20 protein-coding genes and 3 pseudogenes are annotated in these 22,452 nt (G+C 58.4%); 10 read left to right on the forward strand and 13 right to left on the reverse strand.

The features are described 5' to 3' along the window. Nucleotides 1-6 precede the first annotated feature (6 nt). Nucleotides 7-921 carry a LysR family transcriptional regulator gene (locus AABM55_RS04550; RefSeq protein ID WP_054598237.1) on the reverse strand — a complete coding sequence of 305 codons (915 nt, stop codon included), beginning with the start codon at nt 919-921 and terminating at the stop codon, nt 7-9. Nucleotides 922-1,166: 245 nt separating this feature from the next. Here AABM55_RS04550 and AABM55_RS04555 point away from each other — a divergent pair, with 245 nt between their 5' ends. From AABM55_RS04555 to AABM55_RS04575, 5 genes are all read left to right on the forward strand, one after another. Next, complete coding sequence (locus AABM55_RS04555; RefSeq protein ID WP_347928927.1) at nt 1,167-2,657, forward strand: aldehyde dehydrogenase; 1,491 nt, start codon at nt 1,167-1,169, stop codon at nt 2,655-2,657. 21 nt (nt 2,658-2,678) lie between these two features. Beyond that, the gene (locus AABM55_RS04560; RefSeq protein ID WP_347928928.1) at nt 2,679-4,049 is read left to right on the forward strand and encodes an aspartate aminotransferase family protein; all 1,371 of its coding nucleotides are present in this window, start codon (nt 2,679-2,681) and stop codon (nt 4,047-4,049) included. Nucleotides 4,050-4,446: 397 nt separating this feature from the next. After that, complete coding sequence (locus AABM55_RS04565; RefSeq protein ID WP_347928929.1) at nt 4,447-5,433, forward strand: ABC transporter substrate-binding protein; 987 nt, start codon at nt 4,447-4,449, stop codon at nt 5,431-5,433. A gap of 9 nt (nt 5,434-5,442) precedes the next feature. Beyond that, nucleotides 5,443-6,246, forward strand: coding sequence for an ABC transporter permease (locus tag AABM55_RS04570; protein WP_054595672.1), 804 nt, complete (start codon nt 5,443-5,445; stop codon nt 6,244-6,246). Beyond that, nucleotides 6,234-7,070: an ABC transporter ATP-binding protein gene (locus tag AABM55_RS04575; protein WP_347928930.1), complete on the forward strand. Its 837-nt coding sequence runs from the start codon at nt 6,234-6,236 to the stop codon at nt 7,068-7,070. Before AABM55_RS04570 ends, AABM55_RS04575 begins: the two co-directional genes overlap by 13 nt. Before the next feature lie 1,202 nt (nt 7,071-8,272). Here AABM55_RS04575 and AABM55_RS04580 read toward each other — a convergent pair. Next, the gene (locus AABM55_RS04580; protein WP_347928931.1) at nt 8,273-9,592 is read right to left on the reverse strand and encodes a HAMP domain-containing sensor histidine kinase; all 1,320 of its coding nucleotides are present in this window, start codon (nt 9,590-9,592) and stop codon (nt 8,273-8,275) included. Beyond that, a complete protein-coding gene (locus tag AABM55_RS04585) occupies nt 9,577-10,260 on the reverse strand; it encodes a response regulator transcription factor (RefSeq protein WP_347928932.1) in 684 nt (227 codons plus the stop codon). Before AABM55_RS04585 ends, AABM55_RS04580 begins: the two co-directional genes overlap by 16 nt. 129 nt (nt 10,261-10,389) lie before the next feature. On the opposite strand from AABM55_RS04585, the gene AABM55_RS04590 reads away from it, so the two are divergent. The 3 genes from AABM55_RS04590 to AABM55_RS04600 all read left to right on the forward strand — a co-directional run bounded on the left by AABM55_RS04590 (nt 10,390) and on the right by AABM55_RS04600 (nt 11,596). After that, nucleotides 10,390-10,650 carry a hypothetical protein gene (locus AABM55_RS04590; RefSeq protein WP_054595675.1) on the forward strand — a complete coding sequence of 87 codons (261 nt, stop codon included), beginning with the start codon at nt 10,390-10,392 and terminating at the stop codon, nt 10,648-10,650. A 161-nt stretch (nt 10,651-10,811) separates the two neighbouring features. Further along, nucleotides 10,812-11,312: a methylated-DNA--[protein]-cysteine S-methyltransferase gene (locus AABM55_RS04595; protein WP_347928933.1), complete on the forward strand. Its 501-nt coding sequence runs from the start codon at nt 10,812-10,814 to the stop codon at nt 11,310-11,312. A 14-nt stretch (nt 11,313-11,326) separates the two neighbouring features. After that, nucleotides 11,327-11,596 carry a hypothetical protein gene (locus tag AABM55_RS04600; RefSeq protein ID WP_347928934.1) on the forward strand — a complete coding sequence of 90 codons (270 nt, stop codon included), beginning with the start codon at nt 11,327-11,329 and terminating at the stop codon, nt 11,594-11,596. Nucleotides 11,597-11,872: 276 nt separating this feature from the next. On the opposite strand, the pseudogene AABM55_RS04605 reads toward AABM55_RS04600, so the two are convergent. From AABM55_RS04605 to AABM55_RS04625, 5 genes and pseudogenes are all read right to left on the reverse strand, one after another. Further along, nucleotides 11,873-12,533 (reverse strand): annotated as a pseudogene (locus tag AABM55_RS04605) (transposase); the annotation flags it as partial. A 184-nt stretch (nt 12,534-12,717) separates the two neighbouring features. Continuing rightward, the gene (locus AABM55_RS04610) at nt 12,718-13,083 is read right to left on the reverse strand and encodes a DUF4156 domain-containing protein (RefSeq protein WP_081013735.1); all 366 of its coding nucleotides are present in this window, start codon (nt 13,081-13,083) and stop codon (nt 12,718-12,720) included. Between the two features lie 409 nt (nt 13,084-13,492). Beyond that, nucleotides 13,493-13,969: a GNAT family N-acetyltransferase gene (locus AABM55_RS04615; RefSeq protein ID WP_347928935.1), complete on the reverse strand. Its 477-nt coding sequence runs from the start codon at nt 13,967-13,969 to the stop codon at nt 13,493-13,495. Nucleotides 13,970-14,095: 126 nt separating this feature from the next. Then, the gene (locus AABM55_RS04620) at nt 14,096-14,884 is read right to left on the reverse strand and encodes a nucleotidyltransferase domain-containing protein (protein WP_347928936.1); all 789 of its coding nucleotides are present in this window, start codon (nt 14,882-14,884) and stop codon (nt 14,096-14,098) included. 116 nt (nt 14,885-15,000) lie between these two features. After that, the gene (locus AABM55_RS04625; protein WP_347928937.1) at nt 15,001-15,558 is read right to left on the reverse strand and encodes a hypothetical protein; all 558 of its coding nucleotides are present in this window, start codon (nt 15,556-15,558) and stop codon (nt 15,001-15,003) included. 381 nt (nt 15,559-15,939) lie between these two features. Here AABM55_RS04625 and AABM55_RS04630 point away from each other — a divergent pair, with 381 nt between their 5' ends. Then, entirely contained in the window at nt 15,940-16,311 is a 372-nt protein-coding gene (locus tag AABM55_RS04630; protein WP_347928938.1) for a DUF6124 family protein, read from the forward strand. A gap of 317 nt (nt 16,312-16,628) precedes the next feature. Here the strand turns inward: AABM55_RS04630 and AABM55_RS04635 are convergent. After that, nucleotides 16,629-16,883 (reverse strand): annotated as a pseudogene (locus AABM55_RS04635) (transposase); the annotation flags it as partial. Between AABM55_RS04635 and AABM55_RS04640 the strand changes: the two are divergent. Continuing rightward, a pseudogene (locus AABM55_RS04640) lies at nt 16,879-17,025 on the forward strand (methylated-DNA--[protein]-cysteine S-methyltransferase); the annotation flags it as partial. The pseudogenes AABM55_RS04635 and AABM55_RS04640 overlap by 5 nt on opposite strands. Before the next feature lie 61 nt (nt 17,026-17,086). Here AABM55_RS04640 and AABM55_RS04645 read toward each other — a convergent pair. From AABM55_RS04645 to AABM55_RS04660, 4 genes are all read right to left on the reverse strand, one after another. Continuing rightward, on the reverse strand, nt 17,087-18,445 hold the full coding sequence (locus AABM55_RS04645) for an OprD family outer membrane porin (RefSeq protein WP_347928939.1): 1,359 nt from the start codon (nt 18,443-18,445) through the stop codon (nt 17,087-17,089). Between the two features lie 62 nt (nt 18,446-18,507). Next, nucleotides 18,508-19,854 (reverse strand): citrate-proton symporter, encoded by a 1,347-nt coding sequence (locus AABM55_RS04650; RefSeq protein ID WP_347928940.1) that lies wholly within the window; start codon nt 19,852-19,854, stop codon nt 18,508-18,510. An 83-nt stretch (nt 19,855-19,937) separates the two neighbouring features. After that, nucleotides 19,938-21,326, reverse strand: coding sequence for an amidase (locus AABM55_RS04655; protein WP_347928941.1), 1,389 nt, complete (start codon nt 21,324-21,326; stop codon nt 19,938-19,940). A gap of 156 nt (nt 21,327-21,482) precedes the next feature. Further along, the gene (locus AABM55_RS04660; protein WP_146016070.1) at nt 21,483-22,412 is read right to left on the reverse strand and encodes a LysR family transcriptional regulator; all 930 of its coding nucleotides are present in this window, start codon (nt 22,410-22,412) and stop codon (nt 21,483-21,485) included. Nucleotides 22,413-22,452: the final 40 nt, after the last annotated feature.

Genomic DNA, 22,452 nt, shown 5'->3' on the forward strand with positions numbered 1-22,452 from the left:
CAGCGATCAGGGGCGGGCCTTGGCGGTCAGCTGCTCGCGGCAATAATCGGCAAACAACTGCGCCGGTTTGGTCAGTTGCCCGCGTTTGAGCCAGGCCGCCACCAACCCCGAACCGGTGACGTCTTCGACAATGTCGACGCAGACCACTTTCTGCCCGTCATAGGTGCATTCCGAATGCGGTCGGGTGACCAGAATTGAAAAGCCGAAACCCTGGCCAACCATCCCGCGCACCATCTCGATCGACGGCGAGCTGAAAGCAATTCTGGGCGTCAGTCCGAGCTCTTCAAACAAACTGACGAAGTAGGTCCGGCTCGGCTGCACGTCGAGCAGAATCATCGGCTCCAGGCACAAGTCACGCAGGGACACTTGTGCTTGCTGGGCAAACCGATGATCGGCCGGCAGCAGCGCGTAAGGCCGTTGCGCCGGCATCAGGGGTTCGGTTTCGATGGTGGCGTCCAGGTCGTGCTCGTAAAGGATCGCCAGATCGAAAGCGCCCGAGGTCAGGTTCTGTACCAGCTCTTGCTGCTCGCCGTCACGGATGCGGATTTCCACCCCCGGATACAGCGCCGAGAACCCGGCAATCAATTGCGGCAGGTACAACGGCGCGACGGTTTCGAAGCAGCCGATATCGATCTGCCCGGACACCACGTCGTTGTCGGCCAGGGCGTTCTGTTCGAACTCCTTGGCCATGCGCAGCAGTTCCTGAGCCTTGCGGTAGAAGCGTGCGCCACTGGGTGTCAGGGAAACGCCCTGGGCGTGGTGACGAATCAGCAACTGCACGCCAAAGCTGTTTTCCAGACCCTTGATCGCCGTGGAAATCGACGGCTGGGCGATGTACAGCTTCCGCGAAGCCTCGGCGACGCTGCCGCACTCGACGGTGGTAATGAAGTACTTCAATTGACGCAGATTGTAGGCAGCCACAGCAAACCTCGGGGTGGATGGATTCGACGCCAGTCTTGACCGTTGAACCCAAGCAATTTGCGCACCGCCCTTATCCACTGGGGCGACGGTTTTGTTGTGCTTGAACAATAACCACATGGCGCGCACGCGGGGAGTTTGGCTGCCCAGTTTTTTCATGGCCTGCGACCACATATTTACTATTTTTCCCCTGCCGCCGCCTGAGCCACCATCGATCGCACACTAAAAAGTCCAAGGAGCATCCGAACGTGTTCGAGCGTGAATATTGGCAAGGCCAGGCCGCCGCGCTGCAGTTTCCTACGCAGGCGTTGATTGAGGGCAAACAACGGCCGGCACAGTCCGGGCAAACCTTCGCCGCGATCAACCCGGCCACCGGCGCAGTGCTGGCCGAGGTGGCGGCGTGCGGTAATGCAGACGTCGATGCGGCGGTGATCAGCGCACGACAGGCGTTTGAGTCGGGCGTCTGGTCGGCGCGTTCGCCCGGCGAGCGTAAACAGGTGTTGCTACGGTTGGCCGAGCTGATCATGGCCAACCGCGAAGAACTGGCGCTGCTCGATTCGCTGAACATGGGCAAACCGGTGATGGACGCCTACACCATCGATGTGCCAGGCGCCGCCGGGGTGTTTCGCTGGTACGCCGAAAGCCTCGACAAACTCTACGACCAGATCGCCCCGAGTGCGCAGAACGTGCTGGCGACCATCACCCGCGAAGCCCTTGGCGTGGTGGCCGCCGTGGTGCCGTGGAATTTTCCGCTGGACATGGCCGCGTGGAAACTTGCGCCGGCGCTGGCCGCCGGCAATTCGGTGATCCTCAAACCGGCCGAGCAATCACCGTTCTCCGCCTTGCGTCTGGGCGAGCTGGCGCTGGAAGCGGGTGTGCCGCCAGGCGTGCTGAACGTGCTGCCGGGCCTCGGCGAACAGGCCGGCAAGGCCTTGGGGTTGCACCCGGACATCGATTGCCTGGTGTTTACCGGATCCACCGAAGTCGGCAAATATTTCATGCAGTACTCGGCGCAGTCGAACCTCAAACAGGTATGGCTGGAGTGCGGCGGCAAGAGCGCCAATCTGGTGTTCGCCGACTGTCAGGACCTCGATCTGGCGGCGCAGAAAGCTGCGTTCGGGATCTTCTTCAATCAGGGCGAAGTCTGCTCGGCCAACTCGCGGCTGCTGGTGGAGCGCTCGATCCATGACGAGTTTGTCGAGCGCCTCATGGTCCAGGTCGAACGCTGGCAGCCGGGTGATCCGCTGGACTCGTCGAGCACTGCCGGGGCGATTGTCGATAGCCGGCAAACGGCGCGAATCATGAAGTTCATCCAGCAGGCTGAACGCCAGGGTGCGAAGCGTGTGTGCGGTGGCCAGCAGTCGATTATCAACGGCTCGGACAACTTCATTCAGCCGACGATTTTTACCGGCGTGACGGCGGACATGCCGCTGTTTCACGATGAAGTGTTCGGCCCGGTCTTGGCCGTCACGGCGTTCGATGACGAAGCCAGCGCACTGCAACTGGCCAACGACAGCGTCTATGGTTTGGCTGCATCGTTGTGGACCGATGACCTCAACCGCGCCCACCGCGTGGCGCGGCAATTGCGCGCCGGGACGGTGTCGGTCAACAGCGTCGATGCGCTCGACGTAACGGTGCCTTTTGGCGGCGGCAAGCAGTCCGGTTTTGGCCGTGACCTGTCGCTGCACTCATTCGATAAATACACCCAGTTGAAGACCACCTGGTTTCAACTGCGCTGACAATAAAAAGGAGAACTGGCGATGACCACCCCACGTGAAACCCGCGACTATCAGGCCGCCGATGCTGCGCATCACATCCACGCGTTCGTCGATCAGAAAGCCCTCAACGACGAAGGGCCACGGGTGATGGTCCGTGGCGACCGCCTGCACCTGTGGGACAACGACGGTCGGCGTTATCTGGATGGCATGTCCGGGCTGTGGTGCACCAACCTCGGTTACGGGCGCAAGGATCTGGCCGCCGCAGCGAGCCGGCAACTGGAGCAGTTGCCGTACTACAACATGTTTTTCCACACCACCCACCCGCAGGTGATTGAGCTCTCCGAGCTGTTGTTCAGCCTGCTGCCGGGGCACTACAGCCACGCGATCTACACCAACTCCGGCTCTGAGGCCAACGAGGTGCTGATCCGCACGGTACGGCGCTACTGGACGATCCTCGGCAAGCCCGAGAAGAAAGTCATGATCGGCCGCTGGAACGGTTACCACGGCTCGACCCTGGCCGCGACGGCGCTGGGCGGGATGAAGTTCATGCACGAAATGGGCGGGATGATTCCGGACATCGCGCACATCGACGAACCGTATTTTTTCGCCCACGAAGGCAACCTCACGCCCGCCGAATTTGGTCTGCGGGCGGCGCAGCAACTCGAAGAGAAGATTCTTGAATTGGGCGCCGACAAGGTCGCCGGGTTCATCGCCGAGCCGTTCCAGGGCGCTGGCGGGATGATCTTTCCGCCAGAGAGCTACTGGCCGGAAATTCAGCGGATCTGCCGCAAATACGACGTGCTGCTGTGCGCCGATGAAGTGATCGGCGGCTTCGGGCGCACCGGTGAATGGTTCGCCCACGAGCACTTCGGTTTCGAGCCTGACACCTTGTCCATCGCCAAGGGCCTGACCTCGGGTTATATCCCCATGGGCGGGTTGGTTCTGTCGAAAAAAATGGCCCAGGTGTTGGTGGAGCAGGGCGGGGTATTCGCCCATGGCCTGACCTATTCCGGGCACCCGGTCGCGGCGGCGGTGGCCATCGCCAACCTCAAGGCCTTGCGCGATGAAGGCGTGGTCACACGGGTCAAGGACGACATCGGCCCGTACCTGCAGAAATGCTTGCGCGAAGTGTTCGGCAATCACCCGTTGGTCGGTGATATCCAGGGCGTGGGCATGGTCGCGGCCTTGCAATTGGCCGAGGACAAAACCAGCCGCAAACGCTTCGCCAACGAGAACGACATCGCCTGGCGCTGCCGTACGATTGGCTTCGAAGAAGGGGTGATCATTCGCTCCACACTCGGCCGGATGATCATGGCTCCGGCGCTGATTGCCACGCGTGAAGAAGTGGATGAACTGGTCGGCAAAACCTTGCGCGCGGTGAATCGTACGGCGCAGGAATACGGCCGGCTCTGAGATTGCTGGAAGGTCCTGCGGACCTTATCGCGGGCAAGCCTTGCTCCTACAGATTTGTAGTCGATCACACCTGCGTGGTTCGACACACAACCTGTAGAAGCAAGGCTTGCCCGCGATAGCTATTGCCCGTTCAGTACACTTCTCACCTCTTGCACCCACCCCGGGCACCTCCGCGCATGGCGCCCATTTGCAGTGCGCGCTACCGAGGTTTTTCTTCATTCGCAGCGACATATTTCCTCGTTTTCCTATGGTCTTCCTTGGGCCAACATCAACCTCGCCAGTCAGCCGAACGCTGACCACCTCAAGGTCCATTCAGAGACCGCAGGTAGCACCTGTTCCAAGGCCGCTGGCCGTACTGCCCAGGACAAAACTAAATCAACAGCTGTGGGAGTGCTCCATGATCAAGTCCTTGCTAACCCGTTTCGCTCAACCACTCGCGATCACCGCCATCGCTGCCGGGGTCGCCACCAGCGCCCAGGCCGGCACCCTGTCCATCGGCCACACCACGTGGGTCGGTTACGGCACCCTCTACCTCGCCCAGGACCTGGGCTACTTCAAGGAGAACGGCCTGAGCGTCGAACTGCCGGTGGTAGAAGAAGCCTCGATGTACATGGCCGCCCAGGCTTCGGGCCAGTTGTCCGGTTCGGCCTCGACCATCGATGAAGTGCTCAAGTATCGCCCGCAGTTCTGCTTCAAAGCGGTAGCGGCTCTGGATGACAGCCATGGTGGCGACGGTGTGTTGGTGGGCAAGGACGTCATGAGCCTGCAAGAGCTCAAAGGCAAAGCCGTGGCGGTGAACGAGGGCTCGACCTCGCAGTTCTGGCTCTCCTACCTGCTGAAAAAGAACGGCATGAAAATGAGCGACATCACCGTGCAGAACATGACTGCCGACGATGCCGCCACCGCCTTCATCGCCGGTCGCGTACCGGCCGCCGTGACCTGGGAACCCCATCTGTCGATGGTCCGTGACAAGAAGCAAGGTAAAGTGCTGATCGACAGCAGCACTACTCCCGGCGTGATCGTCGACGTGGTTGCGCTCAACTGCAACGTCATCGAGAAACAGCCGGAAGACGTCAAAGCCCTGGTCGCCGGTTTGTACAAAGCGGTGAAGTACACCCAGGACCATCCGGACGAGGCTTACGCGATCATGGCCAAAGGCGTCGGCGGTTACCTCGCTGATCCGAAGGAACTGGCCGCTGCCGCCAAAGGCGTGCGCTTCTACGATCAGGCCATGAGCGAAAAACTCCTTGGCTCGCCGGGCAAACCGGGTGACAGCGCAGCGCTGATCAAAATCGCCAATGAAACCGCCAGCGAACTGCAAGGCAAACCCTACAACGTCAGCCACGATGAACTGGTCGACAACCGTTTCGTCAGCCCGCTGTAGGAGGTGACCATGTTCAAGCGAAATTCATGGTTGAGCCGCTGCATCACGCCCAAGACCGGCTTGCCGGTCAAGGTGATCTGGAGCGCCAGCGGCCTGGCCTGGGTGCTGCTGGTCGGCCTCTGGGCCGGGTTGTCGTACGGCGGCGTGGTGCCGGGCATGTTCCTGCCGACACCCGGCGCGGTACTCGATGCCGCCGTGCGCCTGGCGCGCGACGGCACACTTGGGGTCCACGTTTGGGCAAGCCTGGAAGTGGTGATGGTCGGCTTCATCGTCTCGTCGCTGGTGGCGGTGCCGTTGGGGTTGCTGATGGGCAGTTTCCGCATCGTCCAGGCGTTCCTCGAACCGATGGTCAACTTCATCCGCTACCTGCCGGTGACCTCGTTTGTGCCGCTGTTCATCCTGTGGATCGGTATCGGTCTGGAGCAGCGGGTCTCGGTGATCATTTTCGGCGTGTTCTTCCAGCAACTGGTGATGATCGCCGATGTCTCCAAAGGCATCTCCAAGGACCTGATCAACGCCTCGTACACCCTCGGTTCCAATCGCCGCGATGCGGTGCTGCATGTGATCGCTCCGGCCTCGTTGCCGGGTGTGCTCGACACCTTGCGCGTCACCATGGGCTGGGCCTGGACGTACCTGGTGGTCGCCGAACTGGTGGCCGCTTCCAGTGGTCTCGGCTACCTGAGCCTCAAAGCCATGCGCGGCTTTCAGGTGGATGTGATCTTTCTGGCGATCGCGATCATCGGCCTGTTGGGCCTGATCACCGATCAACTGTTCCGTTTTCTTCGACTGAGGATCGCCGCATGGGCTCAGTAACCGCCGCCAATCATCGTTTCACCACACCCACTGCAGCGCCGGTGCACGCCGCGCCACGGCTGCAAGTGGACAAGGTCAGCCTGCGTTACCAGAAGCCTGATGGCGGGATTTTTACGGCGCTGGAAAAGGTTTCGTTCGAAGTGCCGGACCAGCAATTCGCGGTGCTGGTCGGGCCCTCGGGCTGCGGCAAATCCAGCCTGCTGTACCTGACGGCAGGCCTGGCCGAACCCACCGAAGGCGAGATCTACGTCGGTGGCCAGCACGTCGAAGGCCCCGGCGCGGATCGCGGCATGGTCTTCCAGAGCTACACGCTGTTCCCCTGGCTGACCGTGCGGCAAAACGTCGAGTTCGGCCTCAAGCGTCGCGGCATGCCGGCGGCCCAGCGCAAGGAAATTGTCGACTACTACGTCAACGAAGTCGGCCTGACCGGCTTCGCCGACAACTACGCCAAGCAACTCTCCGGCGGCATGATGCAGCGTGTGGCCATCGCCCGGGCTTTGGCCAACGACCCGCAAATCCTGCTGATGGACGAACCCTTCGGCGCCCTCGACAGCCAGACCCGTCTGCAAATGCAGCAACTGCTGCTACGGGTCTGGGGCAACAGCAAGAAGACCGTGCTGTTCGTCACCCACGACATCGACGAAGCGATTCTGCTCGGCGACCGGGTCTATGTGATGGGCGCGAGACCTGGGCGGATCAAACAGATTCTCGACGTGCCGATCGAGCGTCCACGCACGCTGGACATGGTCATGAAGCGCTCGTTCATCGAGATGAAGCGAGAGATCTTCGGGTTGCTGCATGACGAGTTGGAGGAGGCGCATTAATCGCAGTGTCGCGTCAGACACAAAACCCGTGGCGAGGGAGCTTGCTCCCGCTCGCCAGCGAAGCAGGCGTAAAACCTGCTGACGGGGTTTGCCTGGCAACACGTTTTGGGGGGCGCTCTGCGCCCCAGCGGGAACAAGCTCCCTCGCCACAAATCGCCACGCATTCCGCCATCAAGCTCATCGAGATGAAGCGAGAGATCTTCGGGTTGCTGCATGACGAGTTGGAGGAGGCGCATTAATCGCAGTGCTGCATCAGACACAAAACCCGTGGCGAGGGAGCTTGCTCCCGCTCGCCTGCGAAGCAGGCGCAAAACCTGCTGACGGGGTTTGCCTGGCAACACGTTTTGGGGGGCGCTCTGCGCCCCAGCGGGAGCAAGCTCCCTCGCCACAAATCGCCACGCATTCCGCGATCAAATTCATCGAGATGAAGCGAGAGATCTTCGGGTTGCTGCATGACGAATTGGAGGAGGCGCATTAATCGCAGTGTCGCGTCAGACACAAAACCCGTGGCGAGGGAGCTTGCTCCCGCTCGCCTGCGAAGCAGGCGCAAAACCTGCTGACGGGGTTTGCCTGGCAACACGTTTTGGGGGGCGCTCTTCGCCCCAGCGGGAGCAAGCTCCCTCGCCACAAATCGCCACGCATTCCGCCATCAAGCTCATCGAGATGAAGCGCGAAATCTTCGGGTTGCTGCATGACGAATTGGAGGAGGCGCATTAATCGCAGTGCTGCGTCAGACACAAAACCCGTGGCGAGGGAGCTTGCTCCCGCTCGCCTGCGAAGCAGGCGCAAAACCTGCTGACGGGGTTTGCCTGGCAACACGTTTTGGGGGGCGCTCTTCGCCCCAGCGGGAGCAAGCTCCCTCGCCACAAATCGCCACGCATTCCGCCATCAAATTCATCGAGATGAAGCGCGAAATCTTCGGGTTGCTGCATGACGAGTTGGAGGAGGCGCATTAATCGCAGTGCTGCGTCAGACACAAAACCCGTGGCGAGGGAGCTTGCTCCCGCTCGCCTGCGAAGCAGGCGCAAAACCTGCTGGCGGGGTTTGCCTGGCAACACGTTTTGGGGAGCGCTCTGCGCCCCAGCGGGAGCAAGCTCCCTCGCCACAAATCGCCACGCATTCCGCCATCAAATTCATCGAGATGAAGCGCGAAATCTTCGGCTTGCTGCATGACGAGTTGGAGGAGGCGCACTGATGAGGACTCAGGCGTCCGTTGTCTCCGGGAGCGGTTCCGGTGCCTGAGCTGAAAAGTTCAGGGTAACCGTGAAGCGATTCTTTTCGGGCGCGACCTCGATGTGCCAGCCCAGTTTTGCGCAGAGCTGGTGCATCAGTTCGAGCCCGAGGCCGTAACCGAAATCGGTAGATTCCTGATGCTGTTGGGTGTCGCGTATCCGGTTGACGATGCGCAGTTGCAGCTGTTCGAAGGTGATTTCGACGCTGCCATCGTCGGCATATTGCAAGGCGTTGCGCAGGAAGTTACCCACCACGATGCGGCACGCGGTCAGGGGCAGCCGGCAAGGCTCGTCGCTAATGCGCAGGATCAATTCGATATCGCGTTTGCCGATCAGGTAGCGATGTTCCTTGATCAGTTCATTGAGCAACTGGCGCATGTCGAGCGGTTCTTCGCGCAGCGCTTCCGGGCTCTCGCGGCTCATCCACAACAACGTCTCGGCAATCCGCTGCATGTTCAGCACCGAGCGCTCGATCCGTTGCAAGGGCGGCGGCAGTTCGCCGCCGGACTGCACGGCGAGCAATTCGACATTGGCCTTGAGCACCGCCAGCGGTGTACGCAGTTCATGGCTGGTGTAGCGCAGCAGACGCTCTTCACGCAGGCTCGCGGCTTTAACCTGTTGCACGCTGTGGGCCAGCGAATCGGCCAGCACATTGAACTCGCGAAAGATGAAATGCGGCCGGCCATTCGGCGCCGCGCCGACGCATTCCAGGCGGGTCGACCACTGCGTCAGCCGGCCGAGCGGCCGGACCACCCACCACACCAGCAGGGCGATGATGATCAGCGCGGGAATAAACACTGCCAGACCGATCATGCTGATCATCGCCAACTCGTGTTCCAGGTAGGCATCGGACAACGGCGTCTCAACCACGCCACCTGCTTCATGGTCGTGGTCGGTGCCGTACATATACAGCGTTTTACCGTCGTACAACGGGTGGATCAGGATGGCCGTACCGTCATCCTCGTCGTCGGATTCCATGTCACTGAAGAACTGCACGGCGCCGAAGACCAATGTCGGCGTGGTGTCGAGCAGGTCGCGGATGTTCTTCGGCAAGGCCTCCTTGCCGATAGCACTCTTGACGAAGTAGTTATCGGGTGGCGGGGTCGTCGGGTCCTGCTGGTAATGCCGGGCGAAGTATTGCGCTTCCTCTTCCATCATCGCGCTGGCGGTAAACAGGAACCCACGCATGGTGTACACCGGCAGCAGCTGGTTATAGATGATCAGCACCACGGCAATAATCAACAGCAGACTGCCACTGATCACCCACTTCAGGCTCAGGCCTTTGCGCATGTCGCCCCCAACTGAACGCCGATACCGGGCAACGTCTGGATCAACGCCACATCGAAGTCTTTGTCGACCGCCTTGCGCAGACGGTGCATGTGCACCTTGAGCGTGTTGCTGTCCGGCAGTTCGTCGCCCCAGATCGCTGCTTCCAGGCGTTCGCGGTTGACCGGCACGGGGCTGGCGCGCATCAGGCATTCGAGCAACGTCCAGCCGGTCGGTGACAGGTGCAGCTCCTGCCCGTTGCGACTGACCTTGCGCGTTGAAAGGTCCATGATCAGGTCCGCAACTTGCAGCCGGCTGGCCTGGCCACTGCGGCGCAGGCTCAGGGCGCGGATCCGCGCAACCAGTTCCGGCAGTTCGAACGGCTTGACCAGATAGTCGTCGGCCCCGACCGAGAAACTGGCGAGTTTGTCGGCCAGGGCATCCAGCGAGGTGAGCATCAGGATCGGCGTCTGATTGCCCTGTTCGCGCAGCTTTTTACACAGCTGCTGACCGTCCAGGCGCGGCAGCATGATGTCGAGCAAGATCACGTCGTAGTGCTGAGCAAGTGCCAGGTTCAAACCCATTTGCCCGTCACTGGCGTGGTCGCAGACGATCCCGGTGATTTCCAGGTATTCGATGACAGTGTTCGCCAGGTCGATGTTGTCTTCGACCAACAACAGATGAATATGCACGTACAGACCCACGGTTTTTTACTGGTGGGGCAGAGGATAGCGGAGTTGCGATTCTTCGCGACAATGTTCACCTGACGTTAACCCGCTGGTCCCTATTGTGGCGGCGTGTTTCAACAACAGGACCTCGACATGCAACCCGCAGGCTCGGAAAAGGAAAGCGACCACTACACCGCACAGTTTGTTTTGTGCTTGCTGCTGGTGCTGAGCATCGCTATTGGTATGGCCATCTACATCTCCCAACTGAATGCCTGGATCGATAAGAGAAGAGCCTATTCAACCCCCCACTCGTTTGAGTGCGGCAGAGGGCAGGGCGTTTTCATCATCGACCCCAACGGCAAACGCCGTGATTGCTACTTTGTTGAAGAGACTGAGGACGCTGAAGATCAATAGCGCCAAATGCCGGTGGTATCAGCCCGTGAAATTCAATCGCAAGAAACGTAGTTCTTGCGTTTGAACCCACAATTACTCTGAATACGTCCTCTGACACAGATGAACGATCGCCTTCAGCGTCCGGCGACGTCTGAAGCTACTGTCGGATCAAGGAGTCAACCATGTCGTACGTATTCAAACTGATGAAATCCCCCGTCGGCACCCTCACCCTGGTCGCCAAAGGCAGCAAGCTCTGCGCAATCCTCTGGGAGAACGACAAACCCGACCGCGTTCGCCTTGGCCCGTTGCACGAAGATATCCACAGCCCGGTGTTGCTGGAAGCTGAGCACCAGCTCAATCAGTACTTTGCGGGTGAGCGGGATTGCTTTGAGCTGGAGCTTGATTTTGCTGGCACCGATTTTCAGCAGAAGGTTTGGCAGGCGCTGCTGACGATACCGTTTGGGGAGACGCGCAGTTATAGCCAGATTGCGGTGCAGATTGGTAACCCGAAAGCGGTTCGGGCAGTGGGGGCGGCGAATGGGAAGAATCCGATTTCGATTGTTGCGCCTTGCCATCGGGTGATTGGGGCTTCGGGGAGTTTGACCGGGTTTGCGGGAGGGTTGGGGGTGAAGCAGTTTTTGTTGGGGTTGGAGGGGAAGGAGACGTTGCAACTGGATTTTTGATGTAGGGAGATGTTGTGGGCACCACGGCCGGTAATCTCGAGGCGAATTGGCTCCGCGCAGGGCTTCGTGAAACGTTAAAGACCTTTCCTGGTTTGATCGAGTACCGCGCCTACTGCCCGATGAGCGACGACCGAATCTTCGCGGACTTAGCAATGTGGGACAGTCTTGAGAACGCACAAAAAGTGGCAAAGGCGTTCAATGATGGAGATCCGAGATTCTCTGAGTATATGTACGCTATTGAAAACCTGACGTTCATGAGTCACCTCGTTCCAGAGATGAGTTGACCCCGACGGACTGCCAGAGCAGGCAAGAAAGACCGATGCCTTTGCTGTCAGGCATCGGTGTCGTCACTTCCAGTGTAAGTGTCCTCAGATCACCTATTGCTATGTTCCGGGCTGCAAACTGACGTTATCTGGTAAAACCGTTTCGAAAAAACGTATCGTCCGCCCTCACACCTTGCGTGACTAAATGGGCGACCACGTATGGGGCAGCAACTCGATAAACCCACCACACTGTCGTCCGCGTAACGCACAACGATCACATCGCCACGGGCATGCCGCTGCAGGGACATCGAACTCTCGATTCAAGATGTTCGGGATATCCAACCGTTCAACCGTCGCTCGTTTATAGGCATGAGAACCTGGCTATTTGCTGACGAGGTCGGGCTCACGCATCAAGCTGCGCACTTTGAACCGACCGATTTGCTCACCATCGTCACGCATCAACGAGAGAAGGCTATGGCTGCCGGCAGCACTACGACTTTGTGAAAACAACTCGCTCACCCGGCTGCGCAACCGAAGCCGTTCGACATCAGGCGTTTGGCGCTTGAGGCGATGGGTGTAGTAACTTGACCGGTTGATTTCAAACACTTTGCACAGCCAATCAACAGGCTTATGGACGCTCAGCTGATTGATCAGCGCGTACGCTCGTGATCTCCGACATCAAGAGCGCGGTAGCCTTTTTTAATATCGATTTGTCCCACTCAAGGCGGGCGATCCGGGCTTCCAGCTCCTGGATTTTCTGCTGTTCCGGTGTCAGCGCTTTACTCTGCGGGGTAACGCCTTGGCGCTCCTGCTGAACCTGGTCGACCCAGCGGCGTAGTGCCGACTCGCCGATGCCAAGTGAGCGGCTGGCTTCGATATAGCTGTAGTTTTGCTTGAGCACGAGGTCGGCAGCCTCGCGTTTGAATTCAGCAGAAAAGGAACGGCGTTGTTTGGTCATCTGACACCTCGATCTGGTGAGCATTCTCACCTAAATGGGTGTCCGTTTTCATTAGACCACTACAGTGTGCACTCAAATTGTGCGCACCATTTTTAGCCATTCTTAAGCGGACACCCATACGACAAGAGCGTCGCAGCTATTCCAAGTCCTTTAAAGCTCAGGTTTCAACCGATCAGGTTCACCGTTAAGGACAGCGATAAACATTTCCTGAAAGGGTAACGTTGGTTTGCTCCAATCGGTTGTCCGAACCGGTTTGGCCCGCTCGTTGAGTTAGCAGATAAACCCGATTGCCCCCCATTGCTGCTGCTTTGTTTTTCAGGTCATTACGGGCTCCGGTCTCCAGGTTGGCGTTCCCAGTAATACTGCCCAGCAGAAAGTCGCCCTGACTACCTGTAACGTCTCCCAGGAACTGGCATTCGGAGCCAGGCTCGTTATGAGTTATGCGTACGGTGTTGGCGATGGGACCCACAGTAGATGTAGGTGCGCAACCTATCAGTCCAAGCAATACGGTGGACAAACTGATGCGAATAAGGGTACGGGGGATAAGCATGTACACGACTCCTTTCTTACCAAAATGACATTGCCCTTTTGGATAATCTGCCAGGGCTTTAAGCCTGCGCAGTATCAAGATTTGGTGGAATAGGAACTGTATTAATTAGTAATTTTTTCTTGCAAATCTGTAAACAAAAATTATACGTATCCGACGCCCATTCGCTCGCGGCAGGAATGGCAGTTACCTGCCCCCCGCGAAAAAATGCATGCCCCCCGGGTTGCATAAGCCAATCAGCTTGTCGCAGACACGTTGTTTCAAGGGATGCGCCCGCGCAGCTGAGAAATATGGAAAAAGGGGACTGGAAAAAGGGGACGGATTTATTTGCCATTGGTGGGGGGGCATTGGGCTAACCTTTGGCCAAAAAAATAAATCTGTCCCCTGTCCCCTGTCCCCTATTTTTTGCGTATTACGGGCTAACGGCATTACTGTTGGCGCGGACATAGTAATTATCAAACTCGCCGCTCTCGACAAATACGAAGCCATGTCGAGTGTAGAAACGATTTGAAGCGCTTTCCTTGAGTGCGCCAACCTTAATAGGACGCCCGATTTCATCAGCCTCTCTGAAAATCCGAGTGAGAACTTCAGAGCCTATTCCTAATCCTTGAGCGCCGGGTATGACATACAAGTGGTCAAGTAGCAGCTCGCCCTGATGGTTTTTTATGACGACAAAGCCGACTAGATCACCTGATACCACTATGCGGCGTGTGCTGTTAACGTCGAACCCACTAAGAAATCGTTCACGCGCACGATTAGGATCAAATCGCCCGAGCCGCTCAAGGCTTTCGCGCATAGCCTCAATCCGAATGGCTACCAGATCCTCCAAGTCACTATTTGAAGCTGCGCATAAAACGACAGCGGTTTTTTGATCAGAGGAAGCTGGCATAACGGGCACTCTAAATATGGCCAGTGAGTGATTATGGAGAGCAGAAGTCGCATAGCCAGTTCTATCAATGGGACAGACCACATTTTACTCAATCTCATGTTCGTGGTCGGTCCCTGTATTTTTGCGTCATCCCCACGTTTCTTTCAGTACAGAGCGAAACAGTTCGGAAAGTAATGGCTCAACCTCTTTGCGTTCGCTACGGTTCGGCTTGATGGCCTCGAGTCGATGCAGTTCACGCTCAATGAATTGCTGGATGGGCATGATCTGGGGCGATAGCCCCATCTCGGGAGACGTGCGTTTTATTGCAAGCAAGTCATCGATAGCCTGCTGGAGTCCGGGCTCGTCTTCGATGACTCCGCGCAGCTTGTCAAACTCGATGGGGGCGGGCTTATGAAACTGTTCCAGCCACCGCACCGATAACAAGGGGCGCAGTACGTAAAAATACTTTTTCAGCGGTACTTGAGGGGTCTGCAAATACCCCCTGTAGTTGGTTTTGGCCATGCTGCGATAATGGTAGATGCCACTTTCGACCGAGTACACCAGCGGCAGCAACTCCTTGGCCCGCTCGTGAAAGGATCCTGAGTGTTCGTAAACGATGGTGGACTGCAGCCACTCCACAAAACCTGGATTGGACTTCCAGAATAGCCTCAACGCCTTGCGCAGATCCCAGCCATTGATGTCCATGTCGTCAACGATCGGATACTCGATGACGTCGCGTTGTTCCTCAAGGCCGACAGACAAATACCACTCAGGTTTATTGACGTAGATGAAGCGTGCGTCGTAGTCGCTATTCGGAGAGGCAAATCCCCAGGCGCGACTGCCTGATTCAACGGCTAAAAGCACCTTCACGTCGTGCTCGTTCTCGGCACGGCGAAGGCGGTCTCGAACTTCTTCCTGAACAGCGATAGAAACCATGACCCAACTCTAATCAGATGATATTTAAAAAAGGCGGACGAATTTATTTATTGCTAAGGTGATCTGGCCGCTTAATAAATCTATCCCTCTCTGTCTTTTCACATTTCCGCTAGCGACTAGCTCTTCTGATTTAACGCATTCAGATAGGCCGACTTCAGCGCGAGACGCAGGGTGTCCAGCGCATCAGGGTCAAGCTGAGCGAGATTCCGCCCCAATAATGATTGCCCTGGCCTGTCAATCTTGACGACGCCTGTTCCGATATATATCGCACCGTTGATATCAACCGACATTTCAACCTGACATGCCGAGTACTCGGGCTTGTTCCAGGTTTTTAGGAAGATTTGTTTGATTCCGATTTTTGCCTTGGTTTTGCCATCGGGACGCGACTCAAGCGCAGACATGATGAAATTTTCCAAGTCCCTCACTGGGACCATGGCGTAGCCTTCATACAGCGAGCCATTGTAATTAGCGGCGTGCCAAACGATTTTGCTCTGTTCAGTACAGTCGCTACAGCGTTCTATCCCCGATACGCCAGTAACTTCAACATCTGTGGTGGCGTTCCGGATTTCGGATAATCCTTGCTCTGTGCTGTACGAAGCAAAATGAAGTCTATTTGTAGTGCAGCCAGCAACTAAGATCATGGTTGCCAAAAGCGCATATCGAATCATGAGCATTCTGCAGCATTTCCCTCTGACGGATCGGTCGAACGCGGAAAAATTGCGGTTGCAACTCTTTAGCTCTCTGAGCCTGCGGTAATGCTGCTCAAGGTTATTTGGTCGTTTGTAATCGTACTTTTTGTCGAGGCCAATTGCCATCGCTCAAAGCTATTGGGAGCAGAACTATTTTCTGCTGTTCCCCAATACACCCGATTCAGTCCTAGGAGGCGGCTACAAAAATTCTACTTTGGGAGAATCTTCCGACAGTTTTTCAAGGTTGCCAGGTGGGAAGGCATGTGGATAACCTCCAGGTGTCGCTGCCAATTCAGCGGCCGGGTTTAGCGACCTGAACAGGTATAGGTGATACAGCCCCCAAAAACTTTGTTTAGGAGCTTCACCATGCACAAGGTCACTCCCGATTCCGTAGAAACCCCAGGCACTTCCCCTTACGCCTCCACCGATTCCAAAAAACTCCACGCCGCCGCCGCGCGGGCGCTGGATCATTACCTCAAGCCGCCGTTTGTTGAGGCGCCGCTGTCCGATAAGCGTCCTTCCAATATTTTTACGGTGATTCCTGATCTGGATAACGAGACGCTGTTGGCGCATGCCTCGGAAACGTTGGCGTCGCTGAATGTGATGGCCAGTGATTTGGCGTTTGAGCTGGAGGGCACACGTCGGCATGTGGCGTTGGCGATTCAGCAGATGATTTCGTTGGGGGAGTTGTTGGTGAATCGGGCGTTGGATAATTTTGATCAGCCGGAGGCGCCGTAGCAGCGCGTTGTCCGGATACCGGTTAGTTAAGCCGTTACACGATTTGTAGCAGCTGGCGAAGCCTGCGTTCGGCTGCGAAGCGGTCGTGAGTTCTGCCTCCACGGTTGACCTGAAAAAACGGGTGTTTGATTTTACGACCGCTGCGCGGCCGAACGCAGCCTCGCAGGCTCGGCAGCTGCGGGGGAGTGTGCCGAGCCTGAAATCGCTTTTATGGAAAAAGGTGGAAAAAGGGGACGATTTATTGGCCATTGGTGGGGAGAGTGTCAGATTTTTTGTGTGCGGGCTGGTAGCGGCCTGCCGTCAGGCAGGCCTTAGTTTTACCAGGTCGGCCTGATAAATCGATCTCCGTACAGGATCGCAAATTGATTCATCGCACTCTTCCAGTCATGGGCCGGCTTGCCCCAGTTCGCGGTGATGTTGCGTAAGCCCAGCCAGATCAACTTCGTCGCAGCATCGTCAGTTGGGAAGTGACCTCGGGTCTTGATGATCTTGCGCAACTGAGCGTTGATACTCTCGATGGCGTTCGTTGTGTAGATCACTTTTCTTATGGCCGGGGGAAACACAAAGAATGGGAAAAATCCGATTTCGATTGTTGCGCCGTGCCATCGGGTGATTGGGGCTTCAGGGAGTTTGACCGGGTTTGCGGGTGGGTTGGGGGCGAAGCAGTTTTTGTTGAGTCTGGAGGGGAAGGAGACCTTGCAGTTGGCATTTTGATGGGCGAGATGTTGTTGTGGGGGCCGCAGTCGGTGGTCAGAACATATCGCTGAACTGCGCCTCAGAATAGGTTGATCGGCACGTTGGCGACGATGCGGAACTCGTCGTAACTGCCGTCAATCTGCCCGCCGCTGGCGAGGTGGTTGTAGACGATGGTGCGCAGCACCGAGTTTTTGAGTTTTCCGGACTGGATGATATAGCCCAGCATCAAACCGTTTTCGCTGTGTTTGGCGTCGTCCAGGCCGCGTACGTTGTAGCCGGTATTGCGGCCGTAGCGGTCGCCGTCGTAGTGGGTGCCGTCGATGTCCCAGCCTTTGGCGTGCCACAGGCTGGCGGTGAGACCAGGGACTCCGTAGGTCGTGAAGTCCAGGTCGTAGCGCAGTTGCCAGGACTTTTCGTTGGGGCCGTTGTAGTCCGCGTATAACGAGTTGGCCATGTAGTTGCCAGTGGATTCCCACACATAGTCAAAGTACTCGTTGCCGAATATTTGCTGCCAGGCAAGCGTCAGGCTATGGGCCTGGTGAGTGGTGGTGAAGGCCAGGCTGGCGGCGTTGTTGTCGATGTAGCCGAGGTTCTTCTTGCCTGAATCACTGGTGTGGTAGTAGTTGAAGGCAGTCTTGAGGGCCAGATTATCCTGGTCGCCCATGCGGTGCGTAACGCCGACGTAGGTCTGGTCCCACATGTCTTCGAAACGCGAGGCGTAGACGCTGGCTTCCAGCCCATAACCCGGTTTGACCGTGGCCCCCAGGTAGCTGATGCGCGCGCCACTGTAGGCGCGGTTGCCGAAGGTGGTGGTCAGCTTTTCGGCGCCGGTGCCGGTGCGCGGAATCGCCCGTTCGAAGCTGCCGCCCTGTATCGACAGCCAGTCGAGTTCGTTGCTGAGCAGGCCCACGCCCTGGAAGCTGGAGGGCAGGGCGCGGTTGTCCTTGTAGCGCAGGATCGGATTGTCGGTCATTAGCCGGCCGGCCTTGAGCTCGGTGTTGGACAGGCGAACACGCACATCACCTATACCTAGGCGACTCCAGGTGGGAATCGCATCGCCATCGCCGTCTACCAGCACCCGGTCGCCGCCGTTGGCCACCTTTCCGTGGCCGCGCTCCAGGTTTACGGCACTGAAGATCCCTGCATCCATGCCGACGCCGATCAGGCCCTGGGTATAGCCGGAGCTGTACTTGAGCATGCTCGCCTGCACCCAGGTTTCGCGAATACGGGTGGGCTCGATGCCGCCGGGTTTCTTGATGCTCAGGTGAGTGGTGCGTTTGGTGTGCTGGTTGGAATAGTAGTGACGCAGGTTCAGGTCCAGGGTACTGCCTTCCAGAAAGCCTGGCGCGTTAACCTGGGCCTGCTCTTGGGGGAATGGCTGAGCGAAAGCCTGGGTGCCGGATGCCAAAGTGACGGCCAGCAAAAGACGTGGATACATGGTAAATCCCATACAAATCAGATGTAAGGCAACCGTCCCGGGAAGGCCCCGGGGCGCATTTATCAGCGGACCTGGGCTTCTGCAAGCAGGGTTTCGCGGGCGGGGCGTTCGGGCAGCGACGGACGCGTTTCCTTGGCGAACCAGGCGGCGGTCAGGCACACAAGGTTAGCGATCAGCAGGTACCAGACTGGCGACATCGGGTCACCGGTGGTGCCGATCAGCCAGGTAATGATGATCTGCGCCGTACCGCCAAACGCTGCGACACCGAAGGCGTAGACGATGGAGAAACCGGTGGCGCGCACCGATTTCGGGAAGCTCTCCACCAGCAGCACGATCAACGCTGCGCCGCTCATGCCATGCAGGCCCGAGAGTACCGCCAGGGTCAGCAGGAAGGTCGCCGAGCTGGGGTGCTCGGTCATCAGTTGCAGGGCCGGGAACAGGATCAACAGCAACACCACTCGGGGCGTCATCAGGATCACCCGACGCCCAAAGCGGTCGCAGAGCATGCCCCCGGCCACCGCGCACACAGCCATGGCGGCGCCGGCCACCAGGGTCGAGAGCATGGCAATGCTGGTGGGCAGCTTCAATTCGGTGAGGGCGAAGGTGGTCATGTAGTTCAGGAAATACTGGGTGATGGTGCTGCCGGAAAGAATCAGCAGCCCCAACACCAGAGCGCGCCGGTGTTTGCCGACTATTTCCCGTACCAGATCGCCGGTGCGGGTTTGTTCGGTGTGGCCGTGGAAGGTTTCAGCAAGATTGCGACGGATGTAGATACCGATCGGCAACACCAGCAGACCGAACACGAACGGTACACGCCAGCCCCAACTATTGAGGTCTTCCGGGGACAGGACTTTTGTCAGGGTGAACCCCACCAGCCCGGCTACCATCGCGGCGACGCCTTGGGCAACCACTTGCCAGCAGGCGTAGGTGCCGCGTTTGTGGGGGGGCGCCGCTTCAAGGATGTAGGTAGTGGCGGGGCCGGCTTCACCGCCCCAGGCCAGGCCCTGGATCATGCGGGTGACCACCAGCAGGATCGGCGCGGCGATGCCGATGGTCTCGTAGCCGGGCAATATCGCGATGCTGCCGGTGCCCACAGCCATCATCACCAGGGTCAAAAGCATCGCCGGTTTGCGCCCGACGCGGTCGGCGTAGGCGCCGATCAGCACCGCACCCAGGGGCCGGACGATAAAGCCGGTGCCGAACGCGATGACCGATAGCATCAGGCTGACGAAGGCACTGTCGGACGGGAAAAACGTGTGGCCGATCATCACCGCAAACGTTGCGTATACACCGAAGTCGAAAAACTCCACGGCGTTACCCAGGACGACAGCGAAGATGCTTTTTTTGCCGGCGCCCGGCGTGGGTGTATCGCGTGCAGGATCGGGGCGAGTCAATGGTTGTACGGGCATTCCGTTGCCTTTCAGGTCGATAGCGCTCCGGCCGGGAAGGCCTGGAACAACAAGGTGGGAGGGGCGTTCTTGAGGGGCCGAAGTCAGGCAGGACTCGGCCAGCAGTGGATTGCGCCACGCCAGTTTTCGTAGGTTTTGGCGATTTGCAGCAGCCACTGATCGGCAAAGCGCGGGGCGATCATCTGCAGCCCAATGGGCATGCCGTCGTCGGCGAAACCGCAATTGATCGACAGCGCCGGTTGTTCGCCCATGTTCCAGGGCACCGTGAACACGATGTGTTCGAACGGTTGCTGCGGGTCATTGCTCGGTGACGGCCAGTCGGCCGCAAAGGCGTTGATCTGGTTGGTGGGAGAGAGCACCAGGTCGAATGTGTCGAACAACTGCGCGGCGCGGCGGCGCATTTCGAAGGTCTGGTTGAAGCCCCGTACGGCTTCCACGCCGGTGATATCGGCGCCTGGGGCGGCCCAGTCGCGGATATACGGCAAGACTCTGTCGAATTGCTCGCTGCTCAAGGCCGACAGCTCAGCCCATTGGCGAGCGCGCCAGAACTGGTCGAGGCCGTCGAGCTGGGCGCGGTCCATGATCGGCGCAATCACTGTGACCTTGGCACCGTGGGCTTCGAACAGCCGCGCTGCTTGCTCCACGGCGTTACAGACGAAATCTTCAGGTGCGAGGCCGGTGCCGGGTTCGAGCATCAGGCCGACACGCAGGCCCTTTACCGACAGCGGCTGATTGCTCCACTCAGTGGTGAGCGGTGGCAGGCTGGTAGCGTCGCGCGAATCGGGGCGGGCCAGGTGTTGCATCAACAACACGCAATCATCGACCGTGCGGGTCATGGGGCCGGCCGTGCGGCCGGTGTAATACGGGTCGATGGGGATGCGCCCCAGCGTCGGCTTGAAACCGACCAGTCCGCACCAGCCCGCGGGCAGCCGCACCGATCCGCCGATGTCAGTGCCAACGTGCAGAGGCCCGTAACCGGCAGCTGCAGCAGCGGCGGCCCCGGCACTCGATCCACCCGGGTTGTTGGCTGTGTTCCAGGGGTTGCGGGTGATGCCGTGGAAGCTGGAAAGGCCCGAAGAGAGCATGCCGAAATCCGGAACGGTGGTCTTGGCCAGGATGATTGCCCCGGCTTCACGCAAGCGCGCGGCGGGCGGTGCATTCTTCAGCGCAGGCGTCAGGCGGGTGGCGGCGCTACCCAGCGGGATGGGCTGGCCCTCGGTGGCGATCAGTTCCTTGAGGGTCACCGGCACACCGTCGAGGGCGCCGTTGGGTTGGCCTTTGTTCCAGCGTTCGGTGGAGGCCTGGGCCTGCTGACGCACTTGTTGCGGGTCGAAGGCGTAGAGCGCATTGATCTGCGGCTCCCAGCGGTCGATGTGGGTCAGGAGCTGGTCGTAATAGTCGATGGGAGTGAGTTGCCGGCTGGCGAATCGGGCCAGCAGTTCGGCGGCCGTAAGGGTGTGCAGGTCACTCATCATTCTCTTCCTTGGAATGGGCCGGCGGGTTGCAATGGGGGCGACTATATACACCCCGCCGTGCATCGGCCAACACCTGTTCAGCAAAAGCGGTGGGGCATTTCTGTTCAGACCTTTGTTTTTTGGCGCCGGGAGCGACGTCGAGGATTTGCCAGGTTATTGGCCAGCGTCGGTTGCCAACAGTTCAAGCCATTGCTGTGCCGCTACCGACAGCTGTGCGTTTTTGCGCCAGATTACGACGAGTTGCCACTGCAGTTCGGCGCATTCGAGCGGGACGATTTCCACACCGGGTGGGATATGGTGTTGAGCCAATAGCCTGGGTAATACCATCAGGCCTGCATTCGCGGCCACTAATGACAGGCAAAAGGCCAGGTTGTCGCTCTTGGCTGCCTGTAGGCGACTGACGTCCAGAGCAGGGCAACAGAGCTTGATACGGTGATTGAGGATAGAGGCGCCCTGCAGCTGTACCCATGGGTGATGCGCCAAATCTGGCAGAGTCAGTCGATGGCGGCTGGCGAGTGGGTGGCGAGGCGGCAGGACGACAACGAGTGGCTCCTCACAAATCGGCAGCCAAGCCAGGTCGTCGCCCTCTGGTCGCAGACTGATAGCCAGCTCTATCTCGCCCTTGCGAACGGCCTCTTCCAGGGCTTGGCCTCCTTGTTCACACAATTGGAGTTCCACTTGGGGAAAGCGTCGCCGAAACTCGGTCAACACGACCGCTATATGATCGGTACTGCCTAAAGGGGGTAACCCCAGCCGAAGGACGCCGGTGACGAGGCTATTGAGCAGGTTTACGTCGGTCAGCATTTGCTTGCTGCGGTTCAGTAATCCTTTGGCATGGCGGAATACCACTTCACCCGACGGGGTCAAGCGTGACGGCACGCCTGGACGGCTGCGAACCAATAGCGTCGTACCCAGTTCTTCTTCGAGTAATTGAACGGCTTTGCTAAGTGCCGATTGGGTGACGTGAATAGTGTGGGATGCCCTCGAGAAGCTTCCATGCTCAGTCACTTCCACGAAATAGCGCAAGTTCTTCAGGTCCATCTTGTATTCCATTTCCGCATAGAGTTTATAAAAATTGTTCACTCACTCCGGTTGGAGAAATGCTTCTACTATCGCCCCGCCA

The organism is Pseudomonas helvetica (assembly GCF_039908645.1).
Lineage (GTDB): Bacteria > Pseudomonadota > Gammaproteobacteria > Pseudomonadales > Pseudomonadaceae > Aquipseudomonas > Aquipseudomonas helvetica.

Coding starts and splice junctions, on each gene's coding strand:
- AABM55_RS04560 (WP_347928928.1), top strand. CDS start 2,679: ATGACCACCCCACGTGAAACCCGCGACTATCAGGCCGCCGATGCTGCG.
- AABM55_RS04565 (WP_347928929.1), top strand. CDS start 4,447: ATGATCAAGTCCTTGCTAACCCGTTTCGCTCAACCACTCGCGATCACC.
- AABM55_RS04570 (WP_054595672.1), top strand. CDS start 5,443: ATGTTCAAGCGAAATTCATGGTTGAGCCGCTGCATCACGCCCAAGACC.
- AABM55_RS04575 (WP_347928930.1), top strand. CDS start 6,234: ATGGGCTCAGTAACCGCCGCCAATCATCGTTTCACCACACCCACTGCA.
- AABM55_RS04580 (WP_347928931.1), bottom strand. CDS start 9,592: ATGCGCAAAGGCCTGAGCCTGAAGTGGGTGATCAGTGGCAGTCTGCTG.
- AABM55_RS04590 (WP_054595675.1), top strand. CDS start 10,390: ATGCAACCCGCAGGCTCGGAAAAGGAAAGCGACCACTACACCGCACAG.
- AABM55_RS04595 (WP_347928933.1), top strand. CDS start 10,812: ATGTCGTACGTATTCAAACTGATGAAATCCCCCGTCGGCACCCTCACC.
- AABM55_RS04610 (WP_081013735.1), bottom strand. CDS start 13,083: ATGCTTATCCCCCGTACCCTTATTCGCATCAGTTTGTCCACCGTATTG.
- AABM55_RS04615 (WP_347928935.1), bottom strand. CDS start 13,969: ATGCCAGCTTCCTCTGATCAAAAAACCGCTGTCGTTTTATGCGCAGCT.
- AABM55_RS04620 (WP_347928936.1), bottom strand. CDS start 14,884: ATGGTTTCTATCGCTGTTCAGGAAGAAGTTCGAGACCGCCTTCGCCGT.
- AABM55_RS04625 (WP_347928937.1), bottom strand. CDS start 15,558: ATGCTCATGATTCGATATGCGCTTTTGGCAACCATGATCTTAGTTGCT.
- AABM55_RS04630 (WP_347928938.1), top strand. CDS start 15,940: ATGCACAAGGTCACTCCCGATTCCGTAGAAACCCCAGGCACTTCCCCT.
- AABM55_RS04645 (WP_347928939.1), bottom strand. CDS start 18,445: ATGTATCCACGTCTTTTGCTGGCCGTCACTTTGGCATCCGGCACCCAG.
- AABM55_RS04650 (WP_347928940.1), bottom strand. CDS start 19,854: ATGCCCGTACAACCATTGACTCGCCCCGATCCTGCACGCGATACACCC.
- AABM55_RS04655 (WP_347928941.1), bottom strand. CDS start 21,326: ATGAGTGACCTGCACACCCTTACGGCCGCCGAACTGCTGGCCCGATTC.